Consider the following 16,307-nt stretch of genomic DNA (forward strand, 5'->3'; position numbering starts at 1 on the left):
TTTGATAGAGGTTATTTTATTAGATACTTCCGCATTATTGCGGAGTAGTGTTTGTCACTTTTAAGCTTTGGAACTAGTTCTGTAATTTTTCTTACCCACAATTGATCAATTGAGGCAAGTCTTTCAACACTGATATTAAATTGCTCTCTGTTTCTGAGATAGTATTGTGAGATTGCATAAAAAAGAAGAAATTCCGGCAGGGAAGTTCTCTTGAATGTAATATTTAGCTGATGTGCAAGAAAGTTATAATCAGTCTCCTCTCTTCCAATGACTCTCCTCAGGAAGACAAGAGAGCTGAATTGATCGTGTCTCAGCATACTTATAAATGCAAGGCCGGTGTTTGCCTCATTATTGTCTTTATCGATTACCAGTGCCTCTCTGAAAAATTTATCGGCATCAACAAGATTATCCATAGCAAGAAAGGCATCTGCTATTCCGATAAGAGCGAATAAATTTCCAGGTTCCTGCGAAAGGAATTCTGTAAAAGTTTCAATCCCTTTCTGAAAGTTATCAGTATTGACATAAACGATTGCTTTGTTGTAAAGCACAGAAGAGTTGGATGGATTCAATGCTATTGCATAATCAAATGCCTCAATTGCCTTCTCAAACCTGAGATCTCTGGCATGAATCGTTCCAACATTGAACCAGACATTGTCATTAAAGGGATCTTCATCCAGATATCTCTCATAGTATCTGAGGCTTTTTGAAAAATCGCCCATTCGTTCATAACAAAATGCAATATCATTCAATAGTTCAGGAGTCTCTCCATCTATCTCTGCTGTTGATTTCAGATAATTGAGTGCACTTTGAAAATCATTCATATCGATACAGTCTTGTGCTGCTGTATGATACATATCTGAGGCATCCTCAGGTGATAAATCAGCTGCTTTCTTTAAAGAGATTGCTGCAAGGTCTGAGTTGCTCTCTCTAATAAATGCTCTTGCAAATAAGAAATAGATATCACCATTATGAGGTACTTTGTCAATTAAAACAGAGAGAATCTCTTTTGCCCTCTCTGTCTCCCTGTTAACAATAAGGACATCGGCATATTTCATTCCTATGTCTGCTGAGTAAGGATGTTGCTCATAAGCCATCCTTGAAAGTTCATAGAGAATCTGATCCTCAGCTTCATTAAGGAAGTGATTTATTAACAAATCAAACTCCTCTTCTGTAAATTTAAGAGAGTTAAGAGACCCTGAATTAAATGCCTCCACACAAAGATCCACTAACCGGGTTATATCCTCCAGCTCATCGTCTCCCCCAGTATTAAAAAAATCGTCAATCATACTTGATTATGCCGGTTTAATAGATTCTAGATAATGTATTGTTTGTTTAAGAAAACTTAATGGCGTTTGATCTGATGTTTTTGTAATCAAATCAAAAGGTGAGTCATCCCCGGAACAATATCTTCCAATCTTGAATTTAGCTGACACAAAGCGGGAAATATAACTTGAAGTAAACTCATTTTCAGTTGAGAAATCCAGCAAAATATCATACTCTGTATCTGCCGGAAATAGTTTTTCAATGTTTCGGGGAACACCGTTAAACCCAATCTCTTTCTTTGACACAAGAATAAAATCAGCTCTTGGAGAAAAATCAGCTCCCCTTTTATTACTTTTATCCAGTATTATACCTTTCCAGTTAATCCCCCTGCCTTTTAAAATCTCTTCAAGATAGTTAATGGCATCCTCAATACCCGTCTCATCAGGATCAAATATAAAAACTACTGATTTAGCTTTATTAAAAGGGGTAAAGCAAGAGACGCCTCTTTTTGGAAGCCTCCCGATTGCCTTCATTTGTAATTTCTTTTTAAAAAACATCCCCTCTTATAAATTATAATCCGAACAAATTTAACAAAAATCGGACCATTGGCAACCATTCTATTATATTGCTTTTTTCTATCTTTGTATAGATTCTAAAAGATGATGTTATGATAAGTGAGGTATTAGGAATGAGCCTGGCAGACATCTACACAAAAAGTTTAATAGACTTTAAAGAGAGAGATGCTTTTTCAACAATTAGAAAAGAGAGACTTACATATGGTCAGTTTGGTGAGAGAGTAGAGAGACTGACAGAACTTCTAAATAAACACGGGATAAATAAAGGTGAGAAAGTTGTAATTCTGGGAAATAATATGCCCAATTGGGCCGTCTCATATTTCGCAATTACTACCTCTGCAAGGGTTGCCGTTCCCATTTTACCCGACTTTACAGCTTTTGAAATCGCAAATGTTATTGAACACTCTGAGGCAACAGTTATAATAGTATCAGAAAAGCTCCATTATAAATTATCCAAAAACATTCTGGAGAGTTTTACACTAGTGGTTAATATGGATTCCCTTGAAGTGGTTTCGGCAAAAGATGACTTAAAATATGTTGTTAACGAGCTTCCTGATCCATCAGATGTAGCAACTATTATTTATACATCGGGGACTTCCGGTACATCAAAAGGTGTAACTCTATCGCACAGAAACCTGGTATCCCAAAATTATATGGCAAACAGATTACTGCCTATGTTTAAAGAGGATGTTTTCCTTTCAATTCTGCCTCTTTCTCATGCATACGAATGCAGTCTGGGATTAATTCTACCCTTCAGCAGAGGCGCTCAGGTTGTCTACCTCGACGGTGCCCCTACTCCATCTTTATTATTGCCGGCCCTCGCTGAGGTTAAGCCGACAATAATGCTCAGTGTACCGCTTATTGTTGAAAAACTGTATAAGAATAAGATCAGGCCAATGTTTACAAAGAACTGGATTATGCAGGTTCTCTATTCTATCCACTTTATCAGAAGAGCATTTCATAAAATTGCAGGGAAAAAACTTTGCCAGACTTTTGGGGGCAGACTAAGATTTTTTGGTATAGGCGGATCAAAGCTTGACGGTGTTGTTGAGCGATTTCTGGCTGACGCAGGATTCCCTTACGGTATAGGATATGGCCTCACCGAAACATCTCCACTTCTTGCAGGGGCAATACCGGGTAAGGTTACCTGGCAATCAACCGGACCTCAGCTTCCGGATATTGAGATGAAAATTCTTAATCCCAACAAAAAGGGTATTGGCGAAATAGTAGTTAAAGGGCCCAATGTTATGATTGGTTATTACAAAGATCCTGATACTACTGCAACTTGCTTTACAGAAGATGGATGGTTCCGCACAAAGGATTTGGGCTATATAGATAAAAAAGGGAACCTATACATAAAGGGGAGGAAGGACAACATGATTGTTGGGCCTAATGGAGAGAACATATACCCTGAGGAGATAGAGGCTGTTATAAACGAGCACGATCTGGTACTTGAATCTCTCGTTATAAATACAAAAGGGAAACTGACAGCTATGGTCCACTACAATTATGAGCAAATTGAAAAACTACATACCTTTAATGATGAGGCAATCATCAATATGGAACAAAGAGTAAGTGAAGTAAAAAAAGAGCTCTTAGAGTACGTAAATTCAAGAGTAAATAAATCATCAAGAATACTTGATATAATTGAACAAGCCGTCCCTTTTGAAAAGACGGCTACTCAAAAAATCAAACGATATTTATACTCTTAGTTTCTGAAAACCAAAAGATCGTCAAAATAGTCAACTATAACTGGTTTATCTTTATTTAGATCACCTTTAAGAATCTCTTTTGCCAGTTCATTAACAAGCTCTTTTTGAAGTACTCTTTTAACTGGTCTGGCTCCATATGCAGGGTCATAACCTTTACTGCAGAGGTACTCCATTGCATACTCGGAAAACTCTAGTCTTAACCCTTTTTCCAACATCATTGCACTTATACCCTTCAACTGCATCTTCACTATCTCTCTTATATCTGATTTGGTGAGAGGGTGGAACATGATGATTTCATCTATCCTGTTAAGAAACTCTGGCCTGACATTACTTTTTAATAACTCCATAACCTCAGCTCTGGTCTTATCTAAAAGCTCCTCCCTGTTTAAATCATTTAATCTGGAGAGGTTGTCCTGAATAATTACAGAACCTGCATTTGAAGTCATTATAAGTACAGTATTTCTGAAATCTGCCGTCCTGCCTTTATTATCGGTTAGCCTGCCCTCATCGAGTACCTGAAGAAGGATATTGAATACATCCGGGTGAGCCTTCTCTATTTCGTCAAGAAGAACAACAGAATATGGTTTTCTTCTCACAGCCTCAGTCAGCTGTCCGCCCTCATCATATCCAATATACCCAGGAGGAGCTCCCACAAGTCTTGAAACAGAATGTCTCTCCTGATATTCACTCATATCAATTCTTGTAATCAGATTTTCATCATTAAACATAAATTCAGCCAAAGCCTTGGCAAGTTCGGTCTTACCAACCCCTGTGGTCCCCAGAAAGAGGAATGATCCAATGGGCCTTTTAACATCCTGGAGGCCCGCCCTGCTCCTTCTTATTGCATCTGAAACAGCTTCTATGGCTTCGTCCTGTCCAACTATCCTCCTGTGCAGTGCATCCTCCATTCTAAGAAGTTTCTCCTTTTCACTTTCAAGCATTCTTCTGACGGGGATACCAGTCCATTTGGAGACAACCTCGGCAATATCCTCTGCCTCCACATATTCATTAATCATAGATAATTCAGATGCCGATTTTTCCTTCATCAAAGTCTCTATCTCTTTTTCTGCAGCCACTATTTTACCATACCTTAATTCTGCAACTTTTCCGTAGTCCCCTGATCTTTCTGCCTCCTGTGCCTTAAATCTCAGCTCCTCAATCTCAACTTTCTTCTTCTGTACCTGCTCTATCAACCCCCTCTCCTTTTCCCAAATTGCATTTTTAGAGCCCCTTTCTGCAGATAATCCATCTATCTCTTTGGTAAGCTCAGCAACTTTCTCTTTATCTCCCTCTCTTTTAATAGCCTCCCTCTCAATCTCCAGCTGCATTATCCTTCTGTTAAGTTCATCAATCTCTTCTGGGACCGAATTCATTGCCATCCTCAGTTTTGAAGCAGCTTCGTCAATCAAGTCAATAGCTTTATCCGGCAAATATCTGTTTGTAATATACCTGTGCGACAAATCCACTGCGGCAATTATCGCATCGTCTTTAATTTGTACTTTATGGTGGTTTTCGTATCTCTCTTTAAGTCCTCTAAGAATCGAGACAGCCTCTGAAGGAGATGGTTCATCAACCATTACTGTCTGAAAGCGTCTCTCCAAAGCCTTATCTTGCTCAAAATACTTTTGATACTCATTGAGTGTTGTTGAACCTACAGCCCTAAGTTCACCCCTGGCTAATGCAGGTTTCAGGATATTGGCCGCATCCATTGCTCCGTCGCTTCTACCGGCACCTACAAGTGTGTGAATCTCATCAATGAACATAATTACCTCGCCGGCACTTTCAATAACCTCTTTTACAACAGATTTAAGCCTCTCTTCAAACTCTCCTTTATATTTTGCGCCCGCTATCAAGGCACCCATATCCAGTGAGTAAATCATTCTTGACTTAAGGTTTTCAGGGACATCTCCCCTTACAATTCGTTGTGCAATTCCCTCGGCAATAGCTGTCTTTCCCACTCCCGGCTCACCTACCAGTATGGGATTATTCTTAGTTCTTCTGCTTAAGATCTGGAGTACCCTTCTGATCTCTTCATCCCTCCCTATTACAGGGTCAAGTTTGCCTGATGCAGCCTGTTTATTTAAATTTACAGCATATGTATCAAGCGCATTATAATTTTGCTTGTTCATTTTCAATTCTCCTCTGTTTTATTATCATTTATTACAACAAATCTGCCACCTGACTGTTTCTGACAAAACGGCACATATAATTATTCCATAAATATTAACTTTGCAAAAAAAATGACAATGAAGTTCCCGATACTTGAGGATGGAGCCCTTTTGCCACTTGTAGAAAGCTTTTACACTATTCAGGGAGAAGGCTTTAATACTGGCAGAGCAGCCTTTTTTATAAGACTTGGAGGATGCGATGTAGGGTGTAGCTGGTGCGACGCAAAAGAGACATGGAACCCGGCTCTTCATCCCCCGGTGGATATAAGAGATATCGTAACCCAGGCCTCCTCTTTCTCGGCTAAATCAATTGTATTAACAGGCGGAGAGCCTCTTAATTACCCTTTGGACAAACTATGTGACTTACTAAAGAAAGAGGGAATGGAGATTTTTCTGGAAACATCCGGTTCTTCACCTCTAAGCGGAACTTTTGACTGGATCTGTCTCTCTCCAAAAAAGAAGAAACCTCCTGTTGGAAATATTCATCAAGTGGCATCTGAGCTAAAGGTTATAATTGAATCAGAAGAGGATTTTGAGTGGGCAGAATTTAACAGGAAACGGGTAACTCCGGAGTGTCATCTCTATCTTCAGCCTGAATGGAGCAAAAGCCACAGCATGCTCCCGGTTATTGTGGAATTTATTAAATCTAATCCGGTTTGGAGAATATCACTCCAGACTCATAAATTCATGAACATTCCTTAATTCTTTTGTTGTTTTTTCATAACTTTGAGAGTTAAACAAAAAACTTACAAATTGTGAAAAAATCATCATTTTTACTCATCTTTTCATCTGTATTTATAATATTCTCAAACAATATTTACTCACAGATAAAAGGTTCCACAGCCTATGAGTTCTCCGTAATTAAAGAGCTCCCTGTAACATCCGTAAAAAATCAAAACCGCACCAGTACTTGCTGGAGTTTCTCAACAATCTCTTTTATTGAGTCAGAAATAATCCGTTTGGGGAGAGGGACTCATGACCTCTCTGAGATGTTTGTAGTATCAAACTCGTACTTTGATAAAACAGAAAAATATATCAGAACAGGAGGAAATATCAATATGGCTCCCGGAAGCTCTTTTGGTGATGCACTTTATGTTTGGAAAAATTATGGTATCGTTCCGGAGGAGGTTATGAATGGTCTTCAGTACGGAGAGGAGTCACATGTACATAACGAACTGGATGCAGCCTTATCCGGTTATGTTAAGTCAATAGTTAGAAACCCAAATGGAAAACTGTCAACAGCCTGGAAAAAAGGGGCAAAAGGGATAATTGATGCCTATTTGGGCGAGGTTCCAAAAGAATTCACTTACCAGGGGAAAAAGCATACACCTTCAAGCTTTGCCCAATCTCTGGGGATTAATGCCGATGATTATATTTCTCTGACCTCTTATACTCATCATCCTTTTTATTCATCATTTGCCCTGGAAATTCCGGATAACTGGAGATGGGACAAATCTTTTAACCTCCCTTTAGACGAGCTTATGTCCATTATAAACAACTCATTGGAAAACGGGTACACTGTTTTATGGGCATCCGATGTAAGTGAAAAAGGGTTCACAAGGAAGGGTATTGCTGTTATTCCCGAGACTGACACAAAAAATATGTCTGGATCAGATCAGGAGAGGTGGCTTGGGATGAGTAAAAATGAGATTGATTCAAAAATCTACTCTCTTGAGAATGTAGTTAAGGAAAAAATTATTTCTCAAGATTTAAGGCAAATTGGATTTGATAATTTGCAGACAACTGATGATCACGGAATGCATATCTATGGAGTTGCTAAAGAGAAGAGTGGCGATAAATTTTACATGGTCAAAAACAGCTGGGGCGAGGCAGGTGACTACAAAGGGTTATGGTTTGTATCAGAGACTTTCCTTCGCTATAAAACAATGAATATTGTTGTTCACAGAAATGCCATACCTAAAGATATACTTAAAAAACTTAATCTCTAATCAAATGAAAAAACTTCTTATTGCTGTTAGTATATTATTACTATCATCAGCTTTTACATCTTTTGCACAAGGTTATATTTTCACAGATGTAGTGAAAGTACCTGCTACGCCGGTTAAAAATCAAGCCTCAAGCGGGACTTGCTGGAGTTATGCAACCGCAGCCTTTATTGAATCTGAGCTCCTGAGAAATGGTAAAGGAGAGCACGATATCTCAGAAATGTTTGCTGTGCGAATTAACTACTTAAATAAAATGAACGATAATTACCTTAGAAGAGGGAATGGTAATCTTGGTCAGGGAAGCCTTGCCCATATGTTTACAAATATCGTAAAGAGACATGGTATGATTCCTCAGGAGGCATACAATGGGATTAATTATCAATCAGAATTAAATAATCACAGAGAACTTAATAAATATATCACTGCCTTTTCAGCAGCAGCTGTTGAGCTGAAACAGAAAAGCCCTCAATATGACATTCTTGCTGAGTCAATACTTGACACATATTTGGGTAAGGTTCCTGAAAAATTCAACTATAGAGGTAAAGAATACACTCCACTCTCATTCGCTTCAGAAATGGGATTAAATATGGATGACTATGTTGAAATTACATCTCTTTCTCATATTCCTTTCTATGAAAAATCCGTAATAGAAGTTCCTGATAACTGGGATTTTGGAAGATTTTGGAATGTACCTCTTGAAGATTTTATGGCAATAATTGACAACTCTCTGTCAAATGGTTATGCTGTTTGCTGGGATGGTGATGTAAGTGAGAAAGGATTTTCTCATAAGAACGGAGTTGCAATTAATCCAGTTCAGGAAAATATTGAAGAGGCTCTGAAGTTTGAAAAAATATGTAAAGAGATCTCTGTTGATCAAAAAATCAGGCAAACCGGTTATGAGAATTTCACAACAACAGATGATCACCTGATGCTTCTTACAGGTATAAGTAAAGACCAGAATGGGAATAAATACTATATCACTAAAAACTCATGGGGAACAGAAAGAAACTCAATGGGTGGCTATCTTAATATGTCAGAAAGTTTTGTCAGAGCAAAAAGTATTTCCATTATGGTTCACAAGAACTCAATTCCAAAAGAGATCAGAAAAAAACTCAATTTCTAATTAAAAATATTTCAACATAATGAAAATAAGGGGTTCTATACCAAACTTTATCACATCTCTTAATCTTTTATGCGGAGTATTAGCCGTCACTTTTTCTTTCAGGGGGGAAGAGATTTGGGCTGTATATTGTGTTTTAGTTGCCGCACTATTTGATTTCCTTGATGGGTTTTCGGCAAGATTATTAAAAGCATACTCCCCAATGGGAAAAGAGCTTGATTCTTTAGCCGATTTAATAAGTTTTGGTATGGTTCCGGCCGTTTTGATTATGAATCGCTATGAAAGAATTTTGGGAGTCGTAACTGATGGCTCTGCTTATCAAACGGCTCTCTCTTTTCTTTCTTATATTCCTGTGATAATTGTACTTTTTTCAGCTTTAAGACTTGCAAAATTTAATATAGACACCAGGCAGAGTTCGGGATTTATCGGATTACCTACTCCGGCAAATGCACTGCTTATTATTGGACTTATTCATTTTACAAATGTTAATAATGTTTTTGAAAATATTGAATACGACCTCTGGTTTTGGCCTCTTCTTTCATTAATACTATCCACATTGCTAGTTGCTGAAATTCCAATGTTCTCTCTAAAATTCAGGTCCTTGAAGTGGAGCGAAAATAAAACCGTTTACAGCTTTATCATCTTTGGTTTTATCTCTGCTGTAATATTTGCTTTTTTGTCTGTTATCTGGTCCGGATGGGTAGTTCTTATCTTCATCTCATACATTATATTTAATCTTCTTAACTATCTTATATCCAGAAACATCTGATTTATTGTGAAAGAACTAAACGCTGAATTGGAAAACATTAAACTTCTTATGAAGAAGAGGGAGTTAATGTCCATCCTGGACAATAGCTTCAACATGATTGCAAATATTGATCTTGACGGCAAGATAATCTTTTGCAATGAGGCATACCATGAAATCCTTGGTTTTCAGAAAGATGAACTAATTGACACTTCATTTTATAACCTTCTCCACCCATCTGAAAGAAGCAAGATTAAAGAGCAAATATTCACTCAGCTTATAAACGACAGCAAAGGCAGGGCAGAATCTTTACTCCTTACAAAAGAGGGTTACTATAAATTCGCTGAACATAAATACAGGCTCTTACCGGGAGGTACTAACGGAAAGGATACAATTGTAGTATCATCTCAGGATAATACTGAGAAAAGGCGTTCTGATATGGTTCTGAAGGTACAGAGAAATCTAGCAAACTCTGTGGTCTCGTCAAACTCATTCACTGACTACTACAACACAATTGTAAGAGAACTTAATACTGTAATGGAGGTAAATAATCTCTTTATTGCATTTTACGATGAGGAGAGAAAATTACTTAAGGTTGCAGGAATGACTGATGAAAATGAGAGAATTGAGTCTTTTCCCGAGAATATGTCTCTAACCGGATACATGTTAAGAGGTAAGAAAGCAGCAATATATTATTATGACGATATTATTGAACTTAGTAACGAGGGTAAAGTAGCTCTTATGGGAACCGTATCTCAGGTATGGCTTGGCTCACCAATTAAATGCGGAGATACCATAACTGGGGCTATTGTCATACAGAATTACAATTCAAAAGATGCATTTTCCAAACTTGACATTGAGATTATTGAAATTGTAGCAAATGAAATTGCAAATTTCATGGAAATTAAATCTGCAGAGGAGGCATCACACAAACTTAACATTGCTGTTATTCAATCTCCCGCATCAGTTTTAATAACTGACGCCTCAGGAAAAATTGAATTTGTTAACCCAAAATTCTCCGAACTAACAGGATATGAAATAAACGAAGTTATTGGATCAAACCCAAGGATTCTTAATTCAGGAACGCACTCAAAAGAGATGTATCATAATTTGTGGAGCACTATTTCTTCCGGGGGCGAATGGAGAGGAGAGATTAAAAACAAGAAAAAAAATGGAGAGTTCTATTGGGAAGATGTATCCATCTCTCCAATTTTTAACGATGAAGGTAAAATTATAAACTATGTAGGAGTTAAAGAGGATATTACTGACCGGAAAAAACTAATTGGAGACCTGATTGAGGCTAAGGAGAGAGCAGAGGAGAGTGATCGTCTGAAAACAGCTTTTCTTCAGAATATAAGTCACGAAATAAGAACTCCAATGAATAGTATTATGGGATTTATTGAACTACTTCAGGATCCGGATACCACTGGCGATGAGAGGAGGGAATATATTGAGATTATTGAAAAAAGCGGAAACCGAATGCTTGGAACAATAAATGATATTATTAACATTTCAAAAATTGAGGCAGGAATAGTATCCTTAAGTATCGGAGAGGTAGATATGAAAGGACTGTTATACGAAATAGCAGGAGTGTTTAAGCCCGAAGTTGAAAAAAAGGGGATGCATATTTTCACAGATATGCCAGATCTTTCACAAAAACATATTATCAGTGGAGATCAGGAGAAGATATATGCAATATATAGTAACCTTGTAAAAAATGCAATTAAATACTCTTGTGAAGGCACAATAACTGTTGGCTACAGGATTAAGAGAGATTATGCTGAATGTTTTGTCAGAGATACAGGGATTGGAATATCCAAAGACAAACAGGAGAAGATATTTGAGAGGTTCACAAGAGTTGATGAATCAAAAAGCGTTGAAGGTGCAGGTATTGGATTATCAATAGTAAAGGGATACCTTGATCTTATGAAGGGCAAGATATCCCTTAATTCAGTTCCCGGAACAGGTTCAGAGTTTATTTTTACAATCCCGTTCAGAGCTTCTCAATTTGACTAACCATTTTATTAAGTCTATCTTCTAAATTTTTACTTACTAAATCGTAGTCTTCAATTTTACTGAGGCTCTCTTTTACGCCAAAGTAATATTTTATCTTGGGCTCCGTACCTGAAGGTCTTACTGAGACAATGCTGTTATCTGAGCTAACATACTGCAGAACATTGGATTTTGGCAGATTTATCTTGAATCTTAAATCACTGATCATATCAACACTCTCTGATTTTAAATAATCATGAATCAAAACTATATCAGAATCCACAAGTTTTTGAAGAGGGCTCTCTCTCAGGCTTTTCATAATTTCAGAAATCTGCTCTGATCCATTTATACCCTTCTTGGTAACTGAAAGCAATCTCTCCTTATAGAGTCCAAACTTCGTGTAAATTTCCAATAATATATCATACAGATTTAAATCTCTCTCTGCTGCCCAGGCAGCAGCTTCAGCAATAAGAACGGCAGAGATGACAGCATCTTTGTCTCTTACGAATTCTCCAATATTGAAGCCATAACTCTCCTCTCCTCCACATATAAATGTCCTCTTTCCTTCGTGCTTTCTTACCACTTCAGCAATGTATTTGAAACCGGTGAGAACATTGAAAATTTCCACACCATAGTGGTCTGCCATACTCTTTAAAAGATCAGTAGTTACGATGGTCTTGACCATGTAAAAATCAGGATTATCTCCCTCTTTCAGTTTACCTGTATCACGCCACCTCTCCAAAATATAGTATGACAAAATTGAAGCCATCTGGTTTCCGTTAAGGAGAATCATCTCCCCTCTTTTGTCTCGCACTGCTATTCCAATTCTATCGGCATCAGGATCGGTTGCCATAACTAAATCAGCTCTCGTTTTCTCTGCCATTTCCAGAGCCATTTTAAGTGCTGAACTCTCTTCGGGATTTGGTGATTTAACTGTAGGGAAATTTCCATCACTAACATCCTGCTCCGGAATTGTTACGATATTTCTAAAACCTGCCTCTCTCAATGCCCTTGGAACAATCTTTACACCAGTTCCGTGCAAAGGAGTAAAAACAATTTTAATATCGCTATGCCTCTTAACCATCTCCTTCGATAAAGTGAGTGACAGAATTGATTTAAGGTAAGCCTCATCAAGTTCTCTGCCCACCAGGTGAATTTCAGAAAGAGGACCGGAAAATTTCACTTGTGAAATATCTGTAATCTTCTCAACTTCTTTAATAATATTTGTGTCATGAGGTGATGTGATTTGAGCACCATCCTCCCAGTAAGCCTTGTATCCGTTATATTCAGACGGATTGTGAGATGCTGTTATCATTACTCCTGCAACGCACGAGTAGTGTCTTATTGCAAAACTTAATACAGGCGTAGGTCTTATATCATCACAGAGAAAGACTTTGAACCCATTTGCAGCAAATACAGAAGCGGTTATCCCGGCAAACTCTCTGCTGTTATTCCTGGTATCATATGAGATAGCCACACTCAGATTTTCTCTTCCTTTTACAACACTCTTTATGTAATTGGCAATACCTTGTGTAGCCATACCTACAGTGTACCTGTTCAATCTGTTGGTCCCCACTCCCATTATACCTCTCATTCCTCCTGTCCCAAACTCAAGAGACTTGTAGAAGGACTCTTTAAGTTCCTCCGGGTTATCTTTCATCAATCTCTTGATCTCGCCCTTTGTCTCTTCGTCAAACGAGCCATCCAGCCACTGTTTGACTTTATCCATATAATTTGTCTCCATACTATTCATTTTCTAACAAATTTAATGATTACCATCCGATAATAAAAATAAGATAAAGAAGAGTATCTTTGCTGTATGTTTTTCAAAGAGTATATTCCCTATTATAAACGCAATCTTAGAGTTGCAATTCCTGTTATGCTTACTCAGGCAGGCCAAATCACAGTCAATCTCGCGGATAATATAATGGTTGGACATCTTGGTACTGCAGAATTGGCCGGTGTATCATTTGCGAACTCAATTTTTATACTGGGAATGGTATTTGGTATCGGATTTACCCAAGGTCTTACACCACATGTTGGACAATCATACGGGAGAGGTGATCACTCAAGGGTTGGCTTGTTACTTGAAAACTCACTTACACTTAATTTCATTGCCGGATTGCTCCTCACTTCAGCAATGTTTGGGATGGGGTTTCTGATGAACAATATGGGGCAAACAGAAGATGTAGTCATACAGGGGAAGCTCTACTATAATACACTTCTCTTTTCACTTTTACCCTTTATCGTTTTTTTTGGTCTCAGGCAATTTTCAGAAGGGATAGGCATTACAAAATATGCAATGTATATTACTCTTTTTGCAAATGCAGTGAATATTATCCTAAACTGGGCACTTATATACGGGCATCTGGGATTCAGTCCAATGGGCGTAAAGGGGGCAGCATTAGCTACCCTTATTAGCAGAGTAATAATGCTTATAGCATTTTTAGCTCTTTTTGTCAAGCTTGAGCCATATAACAGATATCTAAAGCATTTTTCGAGGAAGTTCATTAACAAAGAGATTCTCTCAGATGTTCTTAAAACCTCAGTACCCCTCTCCTTCCAGAATCTTGTTGAGATTACTGCATTCAGTCTTAGTGCAATTATGGTTGGCTGGAGCGGAAAGGTTTCACTTGCCGCTCATCAGGTGGCAATGAGCATGAGCAGTTTCTCATTCATGCTTGCTTTAGGAGTTGGAGCAGCATCAACAATCAGAGTATCTCACCAGTATGGTTTTGGAGATTATGTTGCAATGAGAAAGGCTGGCTTTGCTGCTGTACATTTAAGTGTCGCTTTAATGTCTGTAAGCGGGATTGCATATATTCTACTGAGAAATTACATTCCAATAATATATACAGAAGACATATTAGTAAGAGAGCTGGCGGCAAAACTACTTATAATAGCAGCACTCTTTCAAATTTTTGATGCAATGCAACTCTCAGGTCTTGCAGCATTAAGAGCCTTGGCAGATGTTAAAATTCCTCTAATTCTTTCAATTATATCTTACTATTTTGTATGTCTTCCTCTTGGATATTTTTGTGGGATTGTGCTGGGATTAGGAGCCATAGGAGTTTGGATTGGACTTTTACTCGGGCTTGTTTTTACAGCTGTACTATTTCTCTGGAGATTTAACAAGATTAGCAATAAAATAATTTCTGCAAACTCATAATGAAATCATTTTTACTGGAGAGCAATTCTATTAAGAAAAATTTATTCTGGTTAATGGCATTGTCATTTTTAATAAGAACAATGCTTGCCTGGATTTTGGATTTAGGTTCTAACGAAGCCTATTACTGGACTTACGGCAAATTCCCTGAATTAAGTCATATCGATCACCCTCCAATGATAGGATGGATAATACAGCTCTTTACTGTAAATCTTGCATACGAAAGTGAGTTAACCCTTAGGCTGGCATCAATTATTATTGGCACAATAAATACATGGATTGTATTTATAATTGGGAGGAGAATTAAGAATGACCGTACAGGATTATACGCAGCAATTTTATATACAGCCTCATTCTATTGCTCCATTTTTGCCGGAACATTTATTAATCCGGACACACCTCAGACACTATTTATACTCCTGTCAATATACTTTTTACACGAGGGGATAATTATTAAATATGAAACGTGTGAAGAGACCAGGACTCTTTGCAGACAGGCATTACTCTTAGCCGGAATTTTTCTTGGACTCGCAATGCTGTCTAAATACTCCTCATTTTTAATCTGGGCCGGGGCCTTTGTCTATATACTCTCGTCCAACAGGAAACTTCTAAAAGAGCCATTTCTCTATTTAGCTGTATTTATCACATCCCTTTTTCTGTTTCCGGTGTTGATATGGAATATTGAGACCAATTTTATTAGTTTCGAATTCCAGAGCTCTCGTTTGCCAATGAATATCAACAATTTCAATCTTTTACAATTTTTGAAAAGTATTGGTCTTGTGATGATTTACAATAATCCCGTAAGCATAATAATATTCGCATTTGCTATTGCAAGATTCAGAAAAGATAAGTTTATGACTGAATCTCAATATAAATTACTTTTATCTCTTTCACTCCCTTTTATCCTGTTTTTTACAGCTGTATCCCTCTTTTCTGAGGTTAAATCCAATTGGTCAGCACCCGGCTTCTTCCCACTAATGTTTATTGCAGCTGCATATTTAGAGAAAAACAGGAAACAGGATTTTGTTAATCCTAAAACTATCCCGTCACCTCTATCAAACTCATTGTTGTTTCTTCTTTTAACAATGTTTCTTTCATTTACACACTATTTTAGTGGTCTTCTTGTTCCAGATTTTAAAGTTGATAAAACAGAGAGAATTGGAAATCATGACTTTACATTGGAGTTTTTCGGATGGCGAACTCTATCAAATGAGTTCAGGGAAATAAGAGAGAGAGATCTTAAAGATAATATCATGTCTGAAAATTCATTTATACTATCCTCTGACTGGGCTAATGCTGCTCACTCTGACTTCTACCTTGCCTCCCCAAATAAAATGATTGTTAAGACAATAGGAGAAATTGAGGATACACGAAAGTATGCTTGGATTACAGGCGAGCATGGGACATTCAAATACGGCGAAAGCGCATATTATATTGAATCATCAAGAGATTTTCCCAATGCCGAGAATCTCGCCGGTCAGTATTTTTCTGAATATCAAAAGATAAAATCCATTTACATAAAAAAACTCGGTAAGCCTGTATTGCGATTTAATATTTATCGTTTAAAAAATCTAAACAGAATTCCTGACAGAAAGCTATCGTCATTCACAAAATATTAGT

The 16,307-nt window shown here is 37.6% G+C and carries 12 protein-coding genes; 8 read left to right on the top strand and 4 right to left on the bottom strand.

Going from position 1 to position 16,307, the window contains the following annotated elements; all coding sequences use genetic code 11:
* Nucleotides 1-11: 11 nt before the first annotated feature.
* Together U5907_01915 and U5907_01920 are read right to left on the bottom strand one after the other, a co-directional pair.
* Nucleotides 12-1,286, bottom strand: coding sequence for a tetratricopeptide repeat protein (locus tag U5907_01915; protein WRQ33413.1), 1,275 nt, complete (start codon nucleotides 1,284-1,286; stop codon nucleotides 12-14).
* Nucleotides 1,287-1,292: 6 nt separating this feature from the next.
* Complete coding sequence (locus U5907_01920) at nucleotides 1,293-1,796, bottom strand: hypothetical protein (GenBank protein WRQ33414.1); 504 nt, start codon at nucleotides 1,794-1,796, stop codon at nucleotides 1,293-1,295.
* Nucleotides 1,797-1,930: 134 nt separating this feature from the next.
* Here U5907_01920 and U5907_01925 point away from each other — a divergent pair, with 134 nt between their 5' ends.
* Nucleotides 1,931-3,550, top strand: a complete 1,620-nt coding sequence (locus tag U5907_01925; GenBank protein WRQ33415.1) for an AMP-binding protein — start codon at nucleotides 1,931-1,933, stop codon at nucleotides 3,548-3,550.
* On the opposite strand, the gene U5907_01930 is transcribed toward U5907_01925, so the two are convergent.
* Entirely contained in the window at nucleotides 3,547-5,679 is a 2,133-nt protein-coding gene (locus tag U5907_01930; protein ID WRQ33416.1) for an AAA family ATPase, read from the bottom strand. The two genes, U5907_01925 and U5907_01930, sit on opposite strands and share 4 nt — an antisense overlap.
* 117 nt (nucleotides 5,680-5,796) lie before the next feature.
* Here U5907_01930 and U5907_01935 point away from each other — a divergent pair, with 117 nt between their 5' ends.
* Genes U5907_01935 through U5907_01955 form a run of 5 tightly spaced genes read left to right on the top strand, consistent with a single transcriptional unit; the run spans nucleotide 5,797 to nucleotide 11,545 of the window.
* The gene (locus tag U5907_01935; protein ID WRQ33417.1) at nucleotides 5,797-6,420 is read left to right on the top strand and encodes a 7-carboxy-7-deazaguanine synthase QueE; all 624 of its coding nucleotides are present in this window, start codon (nucleotides 5,797-5,799) and stop codon (nucleotides 6,418-6,420) included.
* Between the two features lie 53 nt (nucleotides 6,421-6,473).
* A complete protein-coding gene (locus tag U5907_01940) occupies nucleotides 6,474-7,667 on the top strand; it encodes a C1 family peptidase (GenBank protein WRQ33418.1) in 1,194 nt (397 codons plus the stop codon).
* Nucleotides 7,668-7,671: 4 nt separating this feature from the next.
* Nucleotides 7,672-8,787, top strand: coding sequence for a C1 family peptidase (locus U5907_01945; GenBank protein ID WRQ33419.1), 1,116 nt, complete (start codon nucleotides 7,672-7,674; stop codon nucleotides 8,785-8,787).
* 19 nt (nucleotides 8,788-8,806) lie between these two features.
* Nucleotides 8,807-9,553 (top strand): CDP-diacylglycerol--serine O-phosphatidyltransferase, encoded by a 747-nt coding sequence (gene pssA, locus U5907_01950; protein WRQ33420.1) that lies wholly within the window; start codon nucleotides 8,807-8,809, stop codon nucleotides 9,551-9,553.
* 6 nt (nucleotides 9,554-9,559) lie between these two features.
* Nucleotides 9,560-11,545: a PAS domain S-box protein gene (locus tag U5907_01955; protein ID WRQ33421.1), complete on the top strand. Its 1,986-nt coding sequence runs from the start codon at nucleotides 9,560-9,562 to the stop codon at nucleotides 11,543-11,545.
* Here the strand turns inward: U5907_01955 and U5907_01960 are convergent.
* The gene (locus U5907_01960; protein ID WRQ33422.1) at nucleotides 11,523-13,265 is read right to left on the bottom strand and encodes a phospho-sugar mutase; all 1,743 of its coding nucleotides are present in this window, start codon (nucleotides 13,263-13,265) and stop codon (nucleotides 11,523-11,525) included. The genes U5907_01955 and U5907_01960 overlap by 23 nt on opposite strands.
* 75 nt (nucleotides 13,266-13,340) lie before the next feature.
* Here U5907_01960 and U5907_01965 point away from each other — a divergent pair, with 75 nt between their 5' ends.
* Together U5907_01965 and U5907_01970 are read left to right on the top strand one after the other, a co-directional pair.
* Complete coding sequence (locus U5907_01965) at nucleotides 13,341-14,690, top strand: MATE family efflux transporter (GenBank protein ID WRQ33423.1); 1,350 nt, start codon at nucleotides 13,341-13,343, stop codon at nucleotides 14,688-14,690.
* The gene (locus U5907_01970; protein ID WRQ33424.1) at nucleotides 14,690-16,306 is read left to right on the top strand and encodes a glycosyltransferase family 39 protein; all 1,617 of its coding nucleotides are present in this window, start codon (nucleotides 14,690-14,692) and stop codon (nucleotides 16,304-16,306) included. The genes U5907_01965 and U5907_01970 overlap by 1 nt, the downstream gene beginning before the upstream one ends.
* The last annotated feature ends 1 nt before the right edge of the window (nucleotide 16,307 follow it).

It is taken from the genome of Bacteroidales bacterium MB20-C3-3, assembly GCA_035609245.1.
Taxonomy (GTDB): domain Bacteria; phylum Bacteroidota; class Bacteroidia; order Bacteroidales; family UBA932; genus Bact-08.

Excerpts from the sequence above, each read along its gene's own strand:
- U5907_01915 (WRQ33413.1), bottom strand. The coding sequence starts at position 1,286 with ATGATTGACGATTTTTTTAATACTGGGGGAGACGATGAGCTGGAGGAT.
- U5907_01920 (WRQ33414.1), bottom strand. The coding sequence starts at position 1,796 with ATGAAGGCAATCGGGAGGCTTCCAAAAAGAGGCGTCTCTTGCTTTACC.
- U5907_01925 (WRQ33415.1), top strand. The coding sequence starts at position 1,931 with ATGATAAGTGAGGTATTAGGAATGAGCCTGGCAGACATCTACACAAAA.
- U5907_01930 (WRQ33416.1), bottom strand. The coding sequence starts at position 5,679 with ATGAACAAGCAAAATTATAATGCGCTTGATACATATGCTGTAAATTTA.
- U5907_01935 (WRQ33417.1), top strand. The coding sequence starts at position 5,797 with ATGAAGTTCCCGATACTTGAGGATGGAGCCCTTTTGCCACTTGTAGAA.
- U5907_01945 (WRQ33419.1), top strand. The coding sequence starts at position 7,672 with ATGAAAAAACTTCTTATTGCTGTTAGTATATTATTACTATCATCAGCT.
- pssA (WRQ33420.1), top strand. The coding sequence starts at position 8,807 with ATGAAAATAAGGGGTTCTATACCAAACTTTATCACATCTCTTAATCTT.
- U5907_01960 (WRQ33422.1), bottom strand. The coding sequence starts at position 13,265 with ATGGAGACAAATTATATGGATAAAGTCAAACAGTGGCTGGATGGCTCG.
- U5907_01965 (WRQ33423.1), top strand. The coding sequence starts at position 13,341 with ATGTTTTTCAAAGAGTATATTCCCTATTATAAACGCAATCTTAGAGTT.
- U5907_01970 (WRQ33424.1), top strand. The coding sequence starts at position 14,690 with ATGAAATCATTTTTACTGGAGAGCAATTCTATTAAGAAAAATTTATTC.